Source organism: Shewanella electrodiphila (assembly GCF_023283985.1).
Taxonomy (GTDB): Bacteria; Pseudomonadota; Gammaproteobacteria; order Enterobacterales; family Shewanellaceae; genus Shewanella; species Shewanella electrodiphila.
In genome coordinates this window covers 306,513-325,961 of sequence record NZ_JAKIKU010000007.1, presented here as the reverse complement: position 1 = coordinate 325,961, position 19,449 = coordinate 306,513, and the positions used below count along the sequence as shown (strand labels likewise).

General features: G+C 42.6%; 7 protein-coding genes. 2 read left to right on the top strand and 5 right to left on the bottom strand.

Features of this window, described 5'->3' with window-relative positions:
- The first annotated feature begins 28 nt into the window (after window positions 1-28).
- Window positions 29-12,409 carry a VCBS domain-containing protein gene (locus L2737_RS14665; RefSeq protein WP_283108363.1) on the top strand — a complete coding sequence of 4,127 codons (12,381 nt, stop codon included), beginning with the start codon at window positions 29-31 and terminating at the stop codon, window positions 12,407-12,409.
- A gap of 94 nt (window positions 12,410-12,503) precedes the next feature.
- Here the strand turns inward: L2737_RS14665 and L2737_RS14660 are convergent, their stop codons facing one another.
- From L2737_RS14660 to L2737_RS14640, 5 genes are all read right to left on the bottom strand, one after another.
- Window positions 12,504-13,508, bottom strand: a complete 1,005-nt coding sequence (locus L2737_RS14660) for a lipid A deacylase LpxR family protein (RefSeq protein WP_248956196.1) — start codon at window positions 13,506-13,508, stop codon at window positions 12,504-12,506.
- Between the two features lie 298 nt (window positions 13,509-13,806).
- Entirely contained in the window at window positions 13,807-15,333 is a 1,527-nt protein-coding gene (locus tag L2737_RS14655; RefSeq protein WP_248956195.1) for an EAL domain-containing protein, read from the bottom strand.
- 58 nt (window positions 15,334-15,391) lie between these two features.
- On the bottom strand, window positions 15,392-16,324 hold the full coding sequence (locus L2737_RS14650; RefSeq protein ID WP_248956194.1) for a pseudouridine synthase: 933 nt from the start codon (window positions 16,322-16,324) through the stop codon (window positions 15,392-15,394).
- Window positions 16,325-16,412: 88 nt separating this feature from the next.
- Window positions 16,413-16,991 (bottom strand): LON peptidase substrate-binding domain-containing protein, encoded by a 579-nt coding sequence (locus tag L2737_RS14645; protein ID WP_229371235.1) that lies wholly within the window; start codon window positions 16,989-16,991, stop codon window positions 16,413-16,415.
- Window positions 16,992-17,534: 543 nt separating this feature from the next.
- Complete coding sequence (locus tag L2737_RS14640) at window positions 17,535-18,590, bottom strand: patatin-like phospholipase family protein (protein ID WP_248956193.1); 1,056 nt, start codon at window positions 18,588-18,590, stop codon at window positions 17,535-17,537.
- Window positions 18,591-18,848: 258 nt separating this feature from the next.
- Between L2737_RS14640 and L2737_RS14635 the strand changes: the two genes are divergently transcribed.
- Window positions 18,849-19,310, top strand: a complete 462-nt coding sequence (locus tag L2737_RS14635; protein WP_248956192.1) for a NanQ anomerase/TabA/YiaL family protein — start codon at window positions 18,849-18,851, stop codon at window positions 19,308-19,310.
- Window positions 19,311-19,449 lie beyond the last annotated feature (139 nt).

Sequence of the window (19,449 nt, the reverse complement as noted above, 5' to 3'; positions counted from 1 at the left end):
CGAAGATAAAGACGTCCATCAAGGACAACTGCATGTCGACGGTGCCCTCACCGTGACTGATGTTGATAACGGACAAAACCAATTCCAGGCCACTGTGCAACAAGGTCAATTTGGTTCGCTTTCTTTGAACGAACTAGGTCATTGGACCTATACTGCTGACAATTCTCAATCTGCCATCCAAGGGCTGAAAACGGGCGAATCACTCACCGATACTTTAATCGTTCACAGCGTTGATGGAACCGAACAAAAAGTTACAGTAACCATCAACGGTACTGATGATAAAGCGGTCATTGGTGGTACAAGTTCAGTACAATTAACCGAAGACAAAGATGTTCATCAAGGGCAACTTCATGTTGATGGCGCACTTACTGTTACTGATGTTGATAATGGGCAAAATCAGTTCCAAGCGAACGTTTTGCAAGGCCAATTCGGTACACTGTCGATCAATAACCTAGGTCACTGGACTTATACAGCAGACAATTCACACCAGACTATTCAAGGTCTGAAAACGGGTGAGTCATTAACGGATACCCTCATAGTTCATTCGGTCGATGGCACCGAGCAAAAAGTTACTGTGACCATCAACGGCACTGATGATAAAGCCGTTATTGCAGGAACCAGCACTGCACAATTAACCGAAGACAAAAACGTCCATCAAGGACAACTGCATGTTGATGGCGCCCTCACCGTAACCGATATCGATTCAGGACAAAACCAATTCCAAGCCAATGTTTTACAAGGTCAATTTGGTTCGCTTTCTTTAAATGAACTAGGTCATTGGACCTATACCGCCGATAACTTGCAGCCGAACATTCAAGGCCTTAAAACAGGCGAGTCACTCACCGATACTTTATTAGTTCATTCTGTTGATGGCACAGAACAAAAAATCTCTGTGACCATTAACGGTACCGACGATAAAGCCGTGATCGCTGGCACTTCAACGGCACAGCTAACTGAAGACAAAGACGTCCATCAAGGACAACTGCATGTCGACGGTGCCCTCACCGTGACTGATGTTGATAACGGACAAGCTCAGTTTTCAGCGACATCATTGCAAGGTCAGTTCGGCACGTTATCGATTAACAATTTAGGCCATTGGACCTATACCGCCGATAACTTGCAGCCGAACATTCAAGGCCTTAAAACAGGCGAGTCGGTTACCGATACAGTTTTAGTTCATTCTGTCGATGGTACAGAGCAGAAAATCTCAGTAACCATTAATGGCACTGACGATAAGGCGGTTATTGGCGGTATAGCTACAGCTTCACTAACCGAAGACAAAGACGTCCATCAAGGACAGCTGCACGTTGATGGCGCACTCACTGTTACAGATGTTGATAATGGGCAAAATCAATTTCAAGCCACTCTGCAACAAGGTCAATTTGGTTCGCTTTCTTTGAACGAACTAGGCCATTGGACCTATACCGCTGATAATTCTCAACCAGCGATTCAAGGCCTTAAAACTGGCGAATCACTCACCGATACTTTAATCGTTCACAGCGTCGATGGCACTGAACAAAAAATATCTGTCACTATCAACGGCACTGACGATAAAGCGGTCATTTCTGGTACAAGTTCAGCACAATTAACCGAAGATAAAGACGTCCATCAAGGACAACTGCATGTTGACGGTGCCCTCACTGTTACAGATTTAGATAACGGCCAAGCTCAGTTTTCAGCGACATCATTGCAAGGTCAGTTCGGCACGTTATCTATTAACAATTTAGGCCATTGGACCTATACCGCCGATAACTTGCAGCCGAACATTCAAGGCCTTAAAACAGGCGAGTCACTCACCGATACTTTATTAGTTCATTCTGTTGATGGCACAGAGCAAAAAATCTCAGTCACTATCAACGGCACTGATGATAAAGCGGTCATTGGTGGTACAAGTTCAGCACAATTAACCGAAGACAAAGACGTCCACCAAGGACAACTTCATGTCGATGGCGCATTAACCGTTACTGATGTTGATAGTGGTCAAAACCAATTCCAGGCCACTGTGCAACAAGGTCAATTTGGTTCGCTTTCTTTGAACGAACTAGGCCATTGGACCTATACCGCTGATAATTCTCAACCAGCGATTCAAGGCCTTAAAACTGGCGAATCACTAACCGATACTTTAATCGTTCACAGCGTCGATGGCACTGAACAAAAAATCTCTGTCACCATTAACGGTACCGACGATAAGGCTGTAATTACTGGAATTTCAACAGGTGACGTTGATGAAGGCCATGGCAGCTTTGGTGATATGTCACCAGATTACGCACAGCCTGGCATGGCGAAACTGGGACAATCTGCATTAACAGCTGATGGCAAGTTGAATATTGTTGATCCAGATACTGGTGAATCTCAGTTTGACCCTAAAGGCGGAGCTTGGAATAACTCTTATCACGGACAATATGGACATTTATTGTTAAACAGTGATGGAACTTGGCACTACGACGTGACGGTTGGCAGCGTAGATTGGGTCGGCAATAGAAAAACAACTATCGGTTCAACTATAGATAAACTCGGAGAAGGACAAACATTAACTGATACAATAACTATCCAATCAAAAGATGGTACTACCCACGACATTGTTATTACCATTCATGGCGATAACGATAGACCTTATATCAGTTCTGAAGTGACACTTTCCACAAGTACAGAAGATACAGCGCTTACTTTCGCCAAAGCCGATTTACTAACGAATACAGTTGATGTCGATGCCAATGATGCAGGTAAACTTACTATTGAAAACTTAGTTTCCGACCATGGTTCAATCCTAGATAACAAAGACGGCACTTATACGTTTACGCCAGAAAAAGACTATAACGGCCAAGTACACTTTAGTTATGACGTTAAAGATGCCCATGGCGGTGTCACGCATACTGGCGCAACAACATCACTCAGTGCAGTGCGTGATGCGGCCATTATTACCGAAGTAACCAGCGAAAATATCACAGAAGATGGTTCAAACGGCAGTCATAATCAAGGTATTACAACAGAATTAGCCAATGGTAGGCTGCAAGTTGTTGACCCAGACAGCGGTGAAAACTCTTTTCAGTACAGTCAATTTGGTGAAACACGCATACACGATCCCTTCAATGGCCATTTACGCATTGATAGCGCTGGTAACTGGGGATATAGCGTTAACAATGCTAATTTACAGCACCTTGCTGAAGGTCAAACCGAAGTTGTGACCTATCGTGTTCACAGTAAAGATGGCACACCTTTCGACCTCAATATCAACGTTATCGGTACTAATGATGCGCCTGTTGCAAATATTGTGACCTTGTCTAATGGTACTGAGGATACCCACTACCAAATGCAAGCTAGTCAGTTTGGGTTTGGCGATATCGACTCTGGCGATACGCTGCATTCCATCGCAATCACCGATCTACCACCAACAACTGAAGGCAAGTTTGTTTTAGATGGACACGATATTACCGCAGGCCAAAGTATAGCCACAGCTGATATTAGCAAGCTGCAGTTCATTCCAGCCAAAGACTTTAACGGTGATGTGCAGTTCAAATATACCGTCAATGATGGCCATGTAGATTCAGCCAAAGCAAGCAACACTTTACACATCACAGCCACAGATGATGCTTCTGTCATCGGTGGCGATACTCAAGGCAATGTAGATGAAGCAAATATAGGTGACACAACAACGGCGACTGGGCAATTAACCATTACCGATGTCGACACAGGGCAAAACCCTACATTTGTAGATGTGGCATCAACAGCAACCACCTATGGCCATATTGAAATGCACAATGGCCAATGGACCTACACACTTGATGAAAGCAAAGTACAGCAGTTAGATCCCGATGAATCAGCTGTAATTGACCATCATACGTTTACTGCAAGCGATGGTAGTAAACAAACCGTTGATATAACGATTAAAGGTACTAATGATAAACCCATTATAGAATCTGCTCATGCAGCACCTGCAGGCACCTCGAGTACGTTAAAGTTACAAGATGTGGATATTATCTCAAATCCAACTGGCGCCAACATTGATGTTGCGGCCACGGATGCTGAAAATGTGGCACGCTGGGGAACCGATATAACAGGGGTTGGCTCTGGGGTTAAACTTGTTGGGCTATATAAGCCAGGCTCGGATCATAACTGGATAACCACTCCTGCAACCACCTCAACATCCCACAGTGGAACAGGTGGTTACAATCGAGTGGATAACCACGATTGGTGGCATACTAACGGCATTCCAGACACGGTAAATACTGGCTCTGGTGGCGCTAGTGGGCATGGTAATGTCTGGAGCGGCGGCATAGTTGTATTTGAAGACTCTGCTGGACATCAAACTATTGGTATTATTAACCGTGTTTGTACTGGTGGTGGATCGGAAGTCGATTATTTGTACTATCACAGTTATCAGAATTTACATCCTGGGGGCACTGCATACAGCGGAAGTGCTAACCCTGGTGAAACAATTAATGTTATGGATGGCACCAGTAAAATTGCTAGCGTAGTGGCTGATAGTAATGGTCACTGGGAAGTGGCTGCTAGCCAATTAAACGATGGTGAACATACGCTACATGTTGAAAATAGTGCAGGGCAACATTCAGCTGAAACGGTTTTTCAAGTTAATGGTCATGATGTTAAGAATATTACCCCCGCGGGTCTCAATACTGAGCTCAAAGAAGATTCAGCGCAAACTACCATTGATGGTGAATTACGAACTACAGACGTTGATCATGGTGATACAGCAACAATTACCGCGCAAGCCAATCATGCAACCCAATATGGTCATTTCTCGATTGATGCCAACGGACAATATCATTACACCTTAGATAACAATAATCAGGATGTTAACCACCTTGGCGTGCATCAAACATTAACTGAAATTATCCCAGTGACGTCAACATCTACCGACGGCACCTCTGTTACTACCAATGTGACCATTACGATTCAAGGCTCGATTGACCAACCTATTTTAAATGCGACTGCTCCTGATGCGCAGAAAGGCAGCTCAATGGCGCTAAACCTTGATGTTGCTACCACTGATACTGGTGGTGATAATGAAGACTTATTAATAAAAATTAGTGGCTTACCTGATGCTGCGACTTTAAATCACGGCACTCATGATGCAATCGCCAAAATGTGGGTATTACATCAGTCAGATCTGAAAGGGCTTGAGCTAGATTTGCATGATGCCAATTTTCATGGTGATTTACACTTTAATGTCACCGCAACTGCTTCAGCGGGGGGAGAATCAGAATCAACAACTAAGGCGGTGACATTATTTGTAAACTCTCCACCAGAGGTCTCGAATCCGGTAACTGGTAGTAAAGCAGAAGACTCAGGTATGGGAGCGATTGACCTGCTTCACGGTGCCACTGATGTTGATAGCGGAGAAGTATTGTCTGTAGGTGATATTCAATATCAAATAGGCGCAGCTGGCCAAAGCGTTAGCAAACCTGACTTTTTAACCTTAGGTAAAGATGGGCATACCTTAGTTATCAATGCTAATGCTGCTGAATTTCAACATCTATCTGCGGGTGAAAACGAAACCATCACCGTAAGTTATAACGTTAAAGATAGTCACGGTGGTCAGGTCGCTCAAAACGCGACAATTACCATAACAGGCACAGACGATACTGCGCAGATATCGGGTCATATCAGCACCGATCAACGTACACATATGACTGAAGATGTCCGTATTCAACCCGGAGGACACATGTTGTCATCAGACAAGATGACACTACAGGTGACAGATCCAGATAGCAGTCAGAATTATTTTATTCCAACTGGGGCAACTGGTACCACTGATGCCCACAGTAATGGAGCTTGGGTCAGCGGTGATAACAATATAGGCCAGTTCATTTTACATGCTTCAGGCGAATGGTACTTTAAAGCTGATAGTAGCAGCGCCAAAATTAATAGCTTAGGTGAAGGGGAAAAAATCACCGACACTATTACAGTACACAGTGCTGATGGTACTCAACAGCAATTAACAGCTGCAGTTTATGGCACTAATGACGCCCCCACGGTTACGTCAATTGTAGGTCACGAAGCCAGCCTTGGAACAACAGCGGAAGATACCGCAATGAGTTTCACTGAAGCACAATTACTCAACCTTGTTGGCGCTGCAGATATCGATACAACAGATACTCTGCATGTTGGCGATGTCAGCATTGATGCACAATATGGTGCTTTTGCTAAACAACCAGATGGTAGTTGGACGTTTACGCCTGCAGCAGATTATTCTGGTTCACAGTTACCACTAACGATTCAAGTAAATGATGGTAGTGCTACCACTACAGCTCATGCATCCATAAACGTCAGTGGTGTAGCTGATGCTCCTAGCATCAGTGTTAGTTTAGGTGCTGTGCCGTTGGCGTCACACACAGATAGTAGTACCCAAATACTAGATACGGTTGATGCAGCTTTCACTGATGATGGCCGGAATGCCTATCAAGGCGATGTAAGTAGTGATTTTTGGGTTAGCAAAGTTGCATTAGTTTCTCCTGATGGTATCGATCCGCATTTGATTACAGGTATCAATGTTGACGGTAAAGATTACAGCGCAAACCCCAATTTTGTGCCAACCTATCTTGGTGGAGGGGTTGAATTCCCTGGTTTAGATTTTACAACGTATCAAAATGCTCAACATATTAGCCTTGTGTTTGCCAGTGGAGCCCCTATGAGTATGGATTGGTGCTTTGTTGCAGGTCAGGGCGATGACTATACATCAGCTGGAATGGCAGATTCTGTTACTTCAATATGCAGATTAACGCTTCATGTTGACCGTGAGGTTTCTACTGGCACGGGCAGCACTTATCAAACAGCCGAAGTGACTGAAGATAGTGTTATTGATTTGCATATTACCGTTGCATCACCTGATAGTAGTGAAGATTTATCAGTCTCCATAAGCGGCTTACCAAGCGGTTCAATATTATCAGCAGGTACTGATAATCATGATGGCACTTGGACAGTACAACAAGCTGAGTTATCAGGGCTTACCTTAACTCCACCTCAAGACTATTCTGGCCAGTTAAACTTAACCGTAACTGCAATCTCAACCGATGGTACTGATGTCGCCACCACAGATAGCGACCTTCGCATCAACATTACCCCTGTCGCTGAAACCTCTACCTTAAGCGGCAGTGATATTAGTGTGGACGAAGACAGTGGCGCAGTGGCGCTAGGTATCAATCTTAATATTCATGCCGATGCAAGTGAAACACAATCGCTGCTGATTGAAGGTGTGCCTGCAAGTGCAAGTTTAAGTGCGGGTACTAAAAATGCTGATGGCTCTTGGACACTAACGCCTGCTCAGCTGCAAGGATTAACGGTTACGCCAGAAGCGCAATGGTCTGGCACAATAGCTTTACATATTACAGCCACATCAACAGAGCAAACGGGTGAGCAGTCGGTAAGTTCAACCAACCTCAATGTACACATTAATCCTGTTGTAGATATGGTGGTCACTTCACATGATGTTCATGTTACCCCAACAGATATGCTTGCCGGCATTGCTGTACCTATAGGTGTTAGTAGCCTTGATACGTCGGAGACTTTTCAATTCAGTGTAACCATACCTTCAGGTTGGCATATAAAAGACTCTTCTGGTACCTGGGATAGTGATGACACTCAGGTTGGTCATAACGGGAACCAATTAAACACCATTAAAGTGATTCCGCCGGATGGCTTTAAAGGCTCTGCAAATATTGAAGTGCATGTTACTGGCTTTGATGGTAGCGCATCACATGATTTTGGCATAACAACGAGTACGGTCACGGTGGATAACACGCCGCCTGCGGTCACCGCGACGGCTGCTCTTCCTGTTGATTTAGGGACTACGGCAGAAGATACCGCGATTTCGTTCAGCGAAGCAGATTTACTTCAGCTTGTTGGGGCAACAGATGTTAATCACGATAGCTTAACCATTACCGATGTCGACATTGATGCTGCATCAGGTACTTTCGCCAAACAACCGGATGGCTCATGGCTGCTTACACCATCTGCAAATGTACATGGTGATAACTTAGCTGTGACGCTTAAGGTTTCAGACGGTACTGAGGAAACCACGGCACACGGCACGTTGGACATCTCGTCAGTAACAGATAAAGCAGCGCCACAGTTAGTGGTTTCCGCTGAACAGCAAGTAATGGACTTTGCTGCTCATTCAGCTTCTGGTGTGGTTAATACCGATACCATCTCAGCAGGCGGTGCAATGCACGCTTTAACCGTTGATATGACCATTTTAGGTGGTACACAGGTAGCATCCACTGGTACCCACGGTGCAACGTTGATTTCTTACGGTACGCCATCTGATTCTAATCATATGTATATTTGGAATGCTGAATCAGGTAAAGATTTAACTTTTAGAGTCGGGGGACATGAGTACAACACTGCCGTGCCACTAGCGACAGATGGATTGGATCATCGCTATACCTTTAGCTGGGATGGCCAGCAGGGCACACTAGACGTGTTGATAGATGGTCAGCTCGCTAAACATATGGATGGAGTTGGTAAAGGTGCGGTTATCCAAGACGGTGGTAAATTTGCATTGGGTAACGATCAAGACAGCTTTGGTGGGGGCTTTAGTACAGGTGATGCCTTTACCGGTAAAATGTTTAATGTCGCTATAGCTAAAGATGCTATTCCTACTGATCAATTACAACAAGCGCCATTAAGTAACTTATTAGATGGTGACGCTAGGCTACTCACTGACATCCGTATGGAAAATGGCCAATTTAATGATGCTACCGGTAATTATCATTATCAAACTGTAGGTAGTGTCACAGGTAAAACAGTTGAAGTAGATACTGCTATTGCGTCGCCAAACCCTGGGGCAACACTTAAATTAGCGATAACACCAGGAGCTCCTGTCGATCAATCTGATCATGTAACTAACGTTTCTATAAAAGGGTTTGTTGTTGGTACAGTGCTTACCGATGGACACAGCCATAGTCATACAGTGACGAGAGTCTCGGAAGCAATTGATTTACAAGGCTGGGATCAAGCACATTTATCCGCTCAACTGCCTGCGGGATCTACCGATAATATGCACATAGTGACAATGGTAGAAACCACTGGTCCTGATGGTGCTATTCAAATAGCATCAAGTGACTCAACGGTTATTTTAGATCCGACAAAACCTACACCTAATGCAATTATTGGAGGGGATACACAAGGTAATACTGATGAAGTTACTTCAATTACAGGTCAGCTAACCATTACAGATACTGATCCCAGCCAAGCACACTTTGTGGCTCAAGTTCTCCCCACTGCCAACGGTGAGTTCACTGTTAGTGAAAGTGGCCAATGGAGCTTCACGCCTAACTCGACTGCACAAACCTTAACTCAAGGCAACAGTGCAACTGAAATTGTTACTGTCAAAACCATAGATGGTACCGAGCAACAACTCAGCGTGACTTTAGTGGGAAGTGATACAGCACCGACCTCTGTAGTAACTGACTTAGGACAAGCAGAAGCTGGGGGGCCTCATGTTATTCAAGCCACTGAACTCCTGGCGAACGTGACCGATGTAGATACCTTAGCTTCCGGGCTATCTATCGTCGATAATTCCCTTTCGTCACCTCATGGTACGTTTACAACCAATGCTGACGGTAGTTTCAACTTTGTTGCTAACGCAGGATTTGTTGGCAATGATTTAGCCATTAATTTCAAAGTGACCGATGGCCACAATCAAGTCGATGCCAAAGCCATTATTGATGTGGTGCCACCTTTAGCAATCACTCGTCTCGGTCACGACACAGGGGTTAGCGATAGCGACTTTGTCACCAGTGATGGCCACCTTGTCGTTTATGGCACGGGTGAACCAGGTGCCACCATTATGGGCACCGGTTTATTAAATGGTTTAAAAACAACAGTGGGCCAAGATGGTCAATGGCAACTGGATGCCAGTAGTAAAGATCGGGCAGATGGTACTTGGACTTTAGTCATATTTGAGGTTAAATCCGACGGTTCGTTCCACAAAATTCAGCACTCGGTCACAATTGATACAGCTAAGCCCACCATTGCCATTGAGCCGATTTCAAAAGATGATTGGGTCGATCACAATGAGCATTTACAAGCCTTAACCGTTTCAGGTACTTGTACCCATGTTACTGATGGTGACAATGTCGACATCACTTTAGCTGGTCAGCATTACTCAGCCATAGTAAACAATAACCACTGGCAAGTGGTGATACCTGCCGCTGAAACTGCAAGTATTAGCGATAACGCCTATCAAGTACATGCCGAAGTTGCTGCGACAGCGACTGGCGATACTGCCAGCACTGAACGCAATATTATTGTTTCAGCCGATTTATCAACACTCGTACAAACTGCAGCCACAGCAGAAGATACTAAAACTGCAGCATCAGGAAGTTTATTCGCCATTGGCGGATCAAACACAGTGACCAGCATAGGTGTACAGCACGGAAATTACGGCACACTGCAAATCAATGCCGATGGTAGTTATCAATATACCTTAGATAACAATCATAGTGACATACAGCAGATGACCGAAAGTCAACGTCAAGCAGACAACTTCTTTGTTACTTACACCAATCCTCATGGTGATATAAAACATGCCGTACTCAATGTGGGGATTCACGGTACTAACGATGCACCCATATTGACGGGGACTTTTGAAATTTCCCGCTCAGTAACAACAGGTTCGATGACTAACACCCACTCGTTTGGCTATATCAATATTGAAGAACTGGATAAAGGCGATACGCTTTCCTATGAATATATAGATAGTCAAGGCGTCAGTCACCCGCTTGATTTCACTGCAGGTCATAGCAATAAAATCGACGTACCTGGTATCGGTAATTTTAATATCGATGCCGATGGCCGATGGGAGTTTACGTTCTCTAATTCGGGCCCAGAGCGCGACAAAATGGAACAAGAGATTGCATCTGGCAAAATTCACACAGAAAGCGTGCAATTAAAAGTGACTGACTCAGCAGGCGCAAGCCGTGAAGAAACACTCACGGTGCACATAGGTGATGGAAAAACGGGGCCTCAAATATTTGGCGCATCAGCATCTGTAGTAACTGAAGATAAAGTCACTCAATCACATGGTTTGTTAGACTTGCTTGTTAATGATGTCAAAGTCGCCAATGGTGTCACTTGGGAATTGCAACCCAGTACCCAGCCATTATATGGCGACTTAACCTTAGCAGCTGATGGTAGTTGGCAATATCAAGCACACAACAATGCCGCAAAAGTGCAAGCTTTAGCCGAAGGTGAACGACTTGAAGAAACGATAATGGTGACTGCCACCGATGGCCATGGGCACAGTGTCGACCAAGCAATGAAGTTAGTTATTATTGGTACTAACGATGTGCCTGTGGTTGCTCATGCTCTATCAACTAAGGTCATTGAAGATCATCTACTTACACTCAATAAAGCCGATCTACTTGCAAATGTTGAGGACAAAGACGGTCTAGATAAGCTTGATGTCAGTCAGTTACAGCTCATTGGTGGAGGCAGTATTGTTCAACAAGGCGAGCATTGGGTTATTAATCCAGGAATTAATTTTAATGGTAATTTAAGGCTAACCTATCAAGTGTCGGATGGGCATGTCGCAATCGATAATGCCATGAGCATCCATGTTTCCCCTGACGCTGATACACCTACAATGATATTTACTAAGCATGTTGGTGACCTCTCTTCACCGCTTGATAGCTTTGCAATACAAGGTAATGAAAATACCGATCTAGCATTAAATATTAATGTGGCGAGTCCTGATAGCAATGAAACTCTATCCGTAGAAATTTCAGGTTTGCCTTCTGGGGCATCTTTATCGGCTGGCAGTGAACATAATGGTATCTGGACTCTACAGCAAAATGAGCTAACCAACCTTAAAGTCATTCCAGATAACAACTACCATGGCCATTTTAGTTTAAGCGTTACCGCTAGTAGTCATGATGGTAACGATAGCGCCTCTGTTCAACAGCATATTGACGTTGATGTTCTTCCTACCCCTCAAGCACCTGTTGTTTCGCAAACAATGGTTCAACATGACGAGCCAGAACCTGATATCGATACTGAATCAATAGTGATTGTTGATAACACTCCTTCAATTGATATCGACACGATGACAGATTTTGCTAACACTCATTCTGCAACAGCTCCGATTGATCACTATTTAAATATGGTAGGTATTTCACAGGCGGACATAGCGCCGACAAATACAGCGGGTATTGACCCTCTCGATTTACCAGCTGTTCCTGAAATGACCATTGAGAATGTCGATGCAGATATGCTGGATGTGAGCCAAGGCGATGCTTTTGAAAATCCACTCGATGATGAGCACCATCAGCAGCACAAGGATGAATTATTAACTAATTTAAATGACCAACCAGATCAGAGTGATACTAATCAGGCTAATGATGATGATTTGCTACATCAAGCATTAAATGACATGCACAATCAGGTCTAAAAAACTTAAGTCATAATAACTCTGTAATAGACTGAAAAGGCGCACCATGATGAATCATGCTGCGCCTTTATACATCGTTTTTTTATAACAAGAATTACAACACTTTAGTGTAGCTAATCACGCCGTAGCCATGCCAATCATCGACATCGGACTCATATTCTTTGCTGTAATAATTAAAGCTCCAACTGACAGACCAAGTCGGAAAAGCCCAAATAACACCAAGACTGGCTTGTGCTTGCTGATTCTCAATATTCAACGGAGAATCATAAGGTAAGTCACCTTCAATGGTTAAGTCATTGAAACGATAACCCGCTTGCATTCGAAAATATGCCTGCCAGCTGCCATAACGATTAGCATATGAAGCATAATCTCCCATATGCCCTGCCTGACTAGACAATTGTCCGAAGGTTTCAGCTAAATCATCACCCCATCGTAAGGTTAAACCCACACTGGATTGCGAGCGAAAATTACCTGCCATCGTGTGGTTAAATACGCTGATATCCCACTCACTATTATCAAATGCTTGCCAGCGATTTAGCAAGGCGTCAACTTCATATGCAAATTGAAACGTCACTTGGTTTTCAATTTGATAATCCCACCCCTTTGGCGTGGTAGAACCTGTAATTTTATGGACAATGGTTTGCAGTTCATCAGCAAAAGAAGCTGGCCCCATCACGCCAATGCTTAACCAGTTTTTTTGCGCCAATGAAGAGCTGAATTGCCCTGTAAATGATTCTAGCTCTAATAACCCTGCATAAGGTCGCTCATTTGGCTGGGGATAGTCATAGGCTATTTCAGTTGGTGTCCACATGCGATGATAAAACTGCCCGCCCCATTGAGACTGACTCGACTCCTGAGGAAAAGCGATGACTGATTGCCATTTGAAAAGCGCCGGAGCTTGGGAAAAGTCTGTAGCTGGCGTTGCAAGCCAGCCAACAACGACACCATTAGAGTAGTCACCGTCAGCACCAATGATCACATCGTTATCAAAATTAAAATACAACTGATCAGCAAAGGATTTAGAAGGTGCAGACACCAGTAGAGCACCAGTGAGGATAGATATTGGAACAGAGAAAGCATTTAAGTATTTCTGACTCAAGATAGCCCCCTAGTACTTGCTACTTTCGTTATCATTTCATGTATCTCAAATATTCAAGATGACATCCAGTTTAACGACTCAATAGTGCGGCACAAATAACTATTTATCATTCGCTTTAAACAGGTCATATATCCACTTAAGCATTACTTAAACATTACTCAAGCCAAACATTCCAAGGACTTTCTAGCACTTAATGAGACAACAACAACTTCAATGCATCGAAAGTCTTAAAATGTATCCAACCTATAAAAAAGTCCGTCATAAAAATCGGAACAGACGACAAGCTCAGGTAAAGCCATTACGAGTTATGATAGGTTGTAAAAAACGTTTTTGAATCTAGCGGTTTAGAGAAAAAATACCCTTGAATCAAGTCTACACCTTGCTGAGATAAATAATTGACTTGCGACTCAGTTTCTACCCCTTCAGCAATAACACTTAAGCCAGATTTTTTAGCAAAAGAGATAATCGCATCAAGCGTTTTCTCATTAAAGTTATCTTTAACGCCAATAGTATCAATAAAAGCCTTATCAATTTTTAAGGTACTGATGCCTAACTTTTGTACATAGCTAAAACCGCCATAGCCCATACCGGCATCATCCAACTTTAAATCAACGCCGATCGAATAAAAATTATCAAGCATTTCACGGGCTTTAACTAAATCAGTGATGGGTTGGCGCTCAGTAATTTCTAGTGAAACTCTGTGTTTCCCAAGCTTCCCCGACTCTTTTAACGACTTGATATATTGATAAAGTTTGTCATCTTCCAAATGCTCAGGAACAATATTAATACTGATAAATAATGGACTAACTTGTTGGCCTGTTATCTCCATCTCATCAACCATCACATTCAGCATCGAATAAGTCATATCAACAATTAAGCCTGCTGACTCAGCAAAAGGAATAAATTGATTAGGTGGAATTAAATCCCCATTAAATTGGCGCCAACGCATTAGTACCTCAACCCCGACAATCTCATTCGATTGAGAGTTAATCACAGGCTGATAAAACGGAATAAACTCTTTGTTCTTGATGCCCTTTTTTATATTCGCCCGGGTTGAGCCTTGAGATTGTTTGCGGTACCAAAAGGCAACAGTAAACGCGAGCGCAATTAGAAAACTAATCAGCGCACGGTATTCCCAGCTTAGTGATTGATATTGTTTAAGGTATTCTTCGTTTCCAGTCAGGCTAAATTTAGCAATGTAGTATTCATTTTGCTGAACCACCTCTTCTATAATAAGGTGCTCGCCCTCGAACTCTTCAAAGCCAAACTCCATCACAGGTACTGCAGTTAAGTTATCTTGAAAGCCATCAATGGTAATGGTGTATTCTAAACAAGCTTTACAGTCTACTGGTATAAAGTAGCGAGGATTCATAGGCACGATACTGGCCACATATTGCTTATCACCATGATCGTGGGCTAAAAACAATTCATGTATATCTGAGTGAGATTGGTTTATGACTGCGAGTTTTAGATCCGGTCCAATATTATGCCTTACCAACTTTTCCACATGGCGTGGTATTGCTTGCGAGTGGCAAATCACTTCTAACTCATCCATTACGCCAACCCAACGAATAAAGGTCGAGTTAAACACCGACATAGTCAGTAATTTTTCATTACTTTCAGAGCAGGCATAGCTGTCATCGAGTTGCGGTAAAGCTTTAAGCTCTTGAGCAGTATCCTCAATGTACATGGTTAATTTTTCAGATAAGATATGGGCGTCACGCTTAATCATAGTGTCAGCAATTTGATAATCTAACGCTTTTAACCCCATGTTTAAAATAAAAAAACTAACAATGAATACCACATAGCACTGTACTCTTTCCATTTGCTATTTCGTCCCTTTGTATACTGAAAACTATCAGTAAAAAAACACTACAAGCTTTCTATTCAAACTCAGCATCGTAGCCTTCACAACTCACAGCCATTGTTTGCTGACTAAACGGATCCACAAACCTAAGTGATTTTGCCACCAGCTTTAATGGCTTATCAAAATTATCAGCAGCTTTCGGTTGCAGCTGTGGATAATTAGTATCATTTTCTAACGGCATCCCTAAAGACATCATATGTACTCTAAGTTGATGCATTTTCCCTGTTATGGGACTGAGTTCGAACAAGCCTCGAGTGCCTTTTATCGCGATCAAGCTAATTTCTGAATGCGTATTCGCTTCACCGTCAGTTATTTTCATTAAAAAACTTGGCGTTGAACGCACCATACGGTTTTTAACCGACCACTTAATAGGTAACGATAAACCGTCTTGCTGATGAAGAGCAAGTAACTCTGGAGTCAGCTGTGCAATAGCTTGATATTGCTTATTTATCTTACCATCAGTAAATAATGAATGATAAGCATGTCGAGACTCAGGGTTAACTGTCATTAACATAACCCCTGCCGTTGGTCTGTCTAACCTATGTGCTGGTGAAATCGTGTCTATACCTGAAGCAATTCGCAAACGATGAATCAGACACTCGTTAACAAAATTCCCACTGGGTGTAACAGGCAGAAAATGCGGTTTAAACACTAATATACAATGTTCGTCCTGATGGAGTATTTTATGCTGAAACGGAATTTTAGTTTCTGCCTCAACTTCACGGTAGTAATAGACCCGTGTCGCGCCTCGATATTGAGTGTGTTGATCAATCAGTTCACCATCTGCCCAGTGCACTTTGCCGTCAGCTACACGTTTTAACCAAACAGATTCTGGAATTTGTTGAAAGTGTGACACTAAAAACTCTAACACCGTTAAAGGTGCTGTTTTGGACTGTGGTAACACAATATAGGAAGGTTGAGCTGCTCTAGCAGCAAGTTTTACAGACATGTAAATATACTTTTAGCGACACTTTTAAACAGTATAACCAACAATGTCAGAGCAACTAAACAAAATCAACAAAAGCAAGAGACCAATATTAAACATCCACATGAGACTTTAATAATTGTAGAACAAAATCCATGGTTTTATGGCAGTTGGGTTGTTCAACCAATAGCAATTTGTCTTTGTTATACATAGGCAAAACTTCTAACCATCGCTGGCTAACCCAAGTTGCATCCTCAAGGTGAACTTGATTGTATAAATCGAGCAAGTCTGGGTTAACTTCGTAAAACTGCTCAAGTGCTGCGCTGATAATCTCGAACTCTTCCCCAATGGGTTCATTTTGCCAGTTTTGGCAAGGTAAAGTGCGAGCAATCCAGCTTTGATCTCTGAGTTGAGCACCTGAAAGAATTTTAACCCTTTGGCGGCCTTCGACGACAATACTTAACGAATCATCTTCCAATTGATTAAAGTCGATAATCTCGCACTCAGTTGCCGTGTCGTAACAAGGAGGGAAACAGCTACTTTTCGTCGCAGCTAATGCTAATCGATAATGCCCTTTCAGCACATTAGCAACCATTAACAATTGATTTGGTGTAACCATTCTCATCTCTTGTCGACCACCAGGAAGCAAAACTGCTTCTTGGATGAGTAACGCCATTTCTATCGTTTGCATAGCAACCTCCAGACCACAGCGTTTCTTGGTTATTCCATTTATTAGGGGTGTATACCCAGTAAGAATGCTGTAGAAAAAGTAGCCCACCGCTACCTAGGACCAATAAAAATCAACAAGTTGTCACTTAGATGACTTTAATAAGTTTAGCAGCCAAGTTTGAGTTTTCCAGCTTGGTAACGCTATTACAACTTTATGATTAGCACTGTAAACTTCATTTTGTCATCACATAGCAACAACCCAAACAAACAACAAAGTTGATTAATAATTAGACAGGGTAAAATACGGAATAGTTTCAGTAAATGATCATAATTTTACTAAAGTAACTCTGAAGATAACTTTTAAGGTGCTTAAGGGAGTGGCATATAAGCCAGAAGATTAAAGGGATAAACACCAATCAGCATATATGAAATTAGCACCAATAATGGCTTATTAATGGCACCATAAGTAAGCTGTAATGTTAAATGAGGAATTACGCTATCTAATGGGCTTTCTTATCGGCCTTCTTAGCGCTCTTCTTAGCGACTTAGCAATAAACGATGCCAATTACAGATACTCAATGTGGTCCATTATCGATTGCTTCTCCACAATATCAGCAAATAACTCACCTAACACTTCGCTTCGCTTTAAAGACTCACGCCAATAAGCAATACGGCTATCGCTATCGAGCTGCTTAAAGTCTTCTCGATCTGGGATCTTTTGATATGGCAATGACTTCAAAAACTCTGCAGTAGGAGTCAATATTAAGGCATTATGATAATGCTTTTTGGCTCGGCGCCATTTTAATGATTTATCAAACCAACCCGGACTCATATGAGGATAAAAGTGCGGATATAAACTTAAGCCTTCAGGTGAATGTGTTGGCATATCAAAATGGTAATCAGTGATACCACCATCATAGTAAGCGCCATCACTTATGCCATTTATGCGTGTAACAGGTGCTAATACTAATGGAATAGATCCCGTTGCCAGCAGAACTTGATTAATATTATTACGGGTTAGTTGAGCATGTTCGGTGGGTAAGTCAGTTAGGTGTGAAAAAGGGGATTTTACTTGTTGATGACTAAACACCACTCGTTCAAAGTGCCAGGCTAAACTTCGACGACTCACCGCATTACTTAATGCAGTAGCAGCAAGCCCTAACGCCAACTTTCCTTTAGAGCGACTGGCATTAAAATGCTTTGCCTTACACACCACAAAATGACTTTGAATGATACGGTTATTCACAATATCCATCGCGCCGTGCTCACCCAAAATACCATTAATAATACGTTCAACCTGTTCAGTCACTTCTTGTCGATTAGGGACATGATCGTATCGCTGACCAATATAAAAATCTTCAAGCCGAGAATATGCTGCTAAGGGATCTTTTTGAGCTAAGCAAGCCAAACGCCATGCGCCCGATGACGCGCCCATGGTATATAGCGGTGTTTTTCTTTCAGCAAAAAACTCACCAAACAAATATTTGTCCAGACCAGCTACCCCTATCCATTTAGGGCCACCCGATGCTGCAAATAACTGGCTAAACATTGATGCCGACAAGCCATTTTTTTCAATCTGTTGATAAGCTGTTTTACCAGCAAGTAATCGTAATGCTGTCACTGCGCTTCCTGTATTTAAATCTTTTCATGACAATACAAACTGAATCTAATCTCTGCGACACCAAAAACATCCGCAAAAACGATCAGTTAACCCCCAACAATCGACGGGTCTAAAATTCATCTTAACTAAGTTTGTCATAGGGTTAAACCACCTTAGGGTTGAATCTCTTCATAGCCTATAGCGAATCGACATATCTTCATGGCGTTGAATTAGCGAATAAGTAATAATATTGCATCATCAATAAATCAGAGAGCCACTATGGTCGTCGATAGCCTTTCAAACCATGCGCTATATCATTCACTCAGCCCAAGACTCGCCAAGGCGCTGACTCATTTATCTGAAACGGATTTTTCAAACGCCGAAGTGGGTACTTACCCTCTTGAAGGCAAAGATATATTTGTTATCGTCAATGACTATCATACCAAACCGAAACACACTGAGCCTTTTGAAGTCCACCAGCGTTATATTGATGTGCAATATGTTGTCAGTGGTGAAGAAGAATTTGGTTATTTGCCCCTTGCCAACCAAACACCTCTGGCGCCTTATCATCAAGAACATGATTTTACTGAGTTTGATTATGAATCTAATCAAGATACAGCGGCATTTATTCCACTAAAAGCGGGCATGTTTGCCTTGTTTTTCCCAGACGATATGCATATGCCAGGCACCTCAGATATTGCAACCGCTGTCAGAAAAGTCGTCATCAAAGTAAAGATTTAATCTTGCTTAAATGCTTAATCACAGCTGCAATAGTTTCAGGCCACAAAATGTGGCCTTTATTTTTTTAAACTTAATCACGATGTTTTTAATCAAGTTTACATTCAAAATGCTTAACTAGGCTTTTACTTCTGCATCAAAC

Excerpts from the sequence above, each read along its gene's own strand:
- L2737_RS14655 (WP_248956195.1), bottom strand. The coding sequence starts at position 15,333 with ATGGAAAGAGTACAGTGCTATGTGGTATTCATTGTTAGTTTTTTTATT.
- L2737_RS14650 (WP_248956194.1), bottom strand. The coding sequence starts at position 16,324 with ATGTCTGTAAAACTTGCTGCTAGAGCAGCTCAACCTTCCTATATTGTG.
- L2737_RS14645 (WP_229371235.1), bottom strand. The coding sequence starts at position 16,991 with ATGCAAACGATAGAAATGGCGTTACTCATCCAAGAAGCAGTTTTGCTT.
- L2737_RS14635 (WP_248956192.1), top strand. The coding sequence starts at position 18,849 with ATGGTCGTCGATAGCCTTTCAAACCATGCGCTATATCATTCACTCAGC.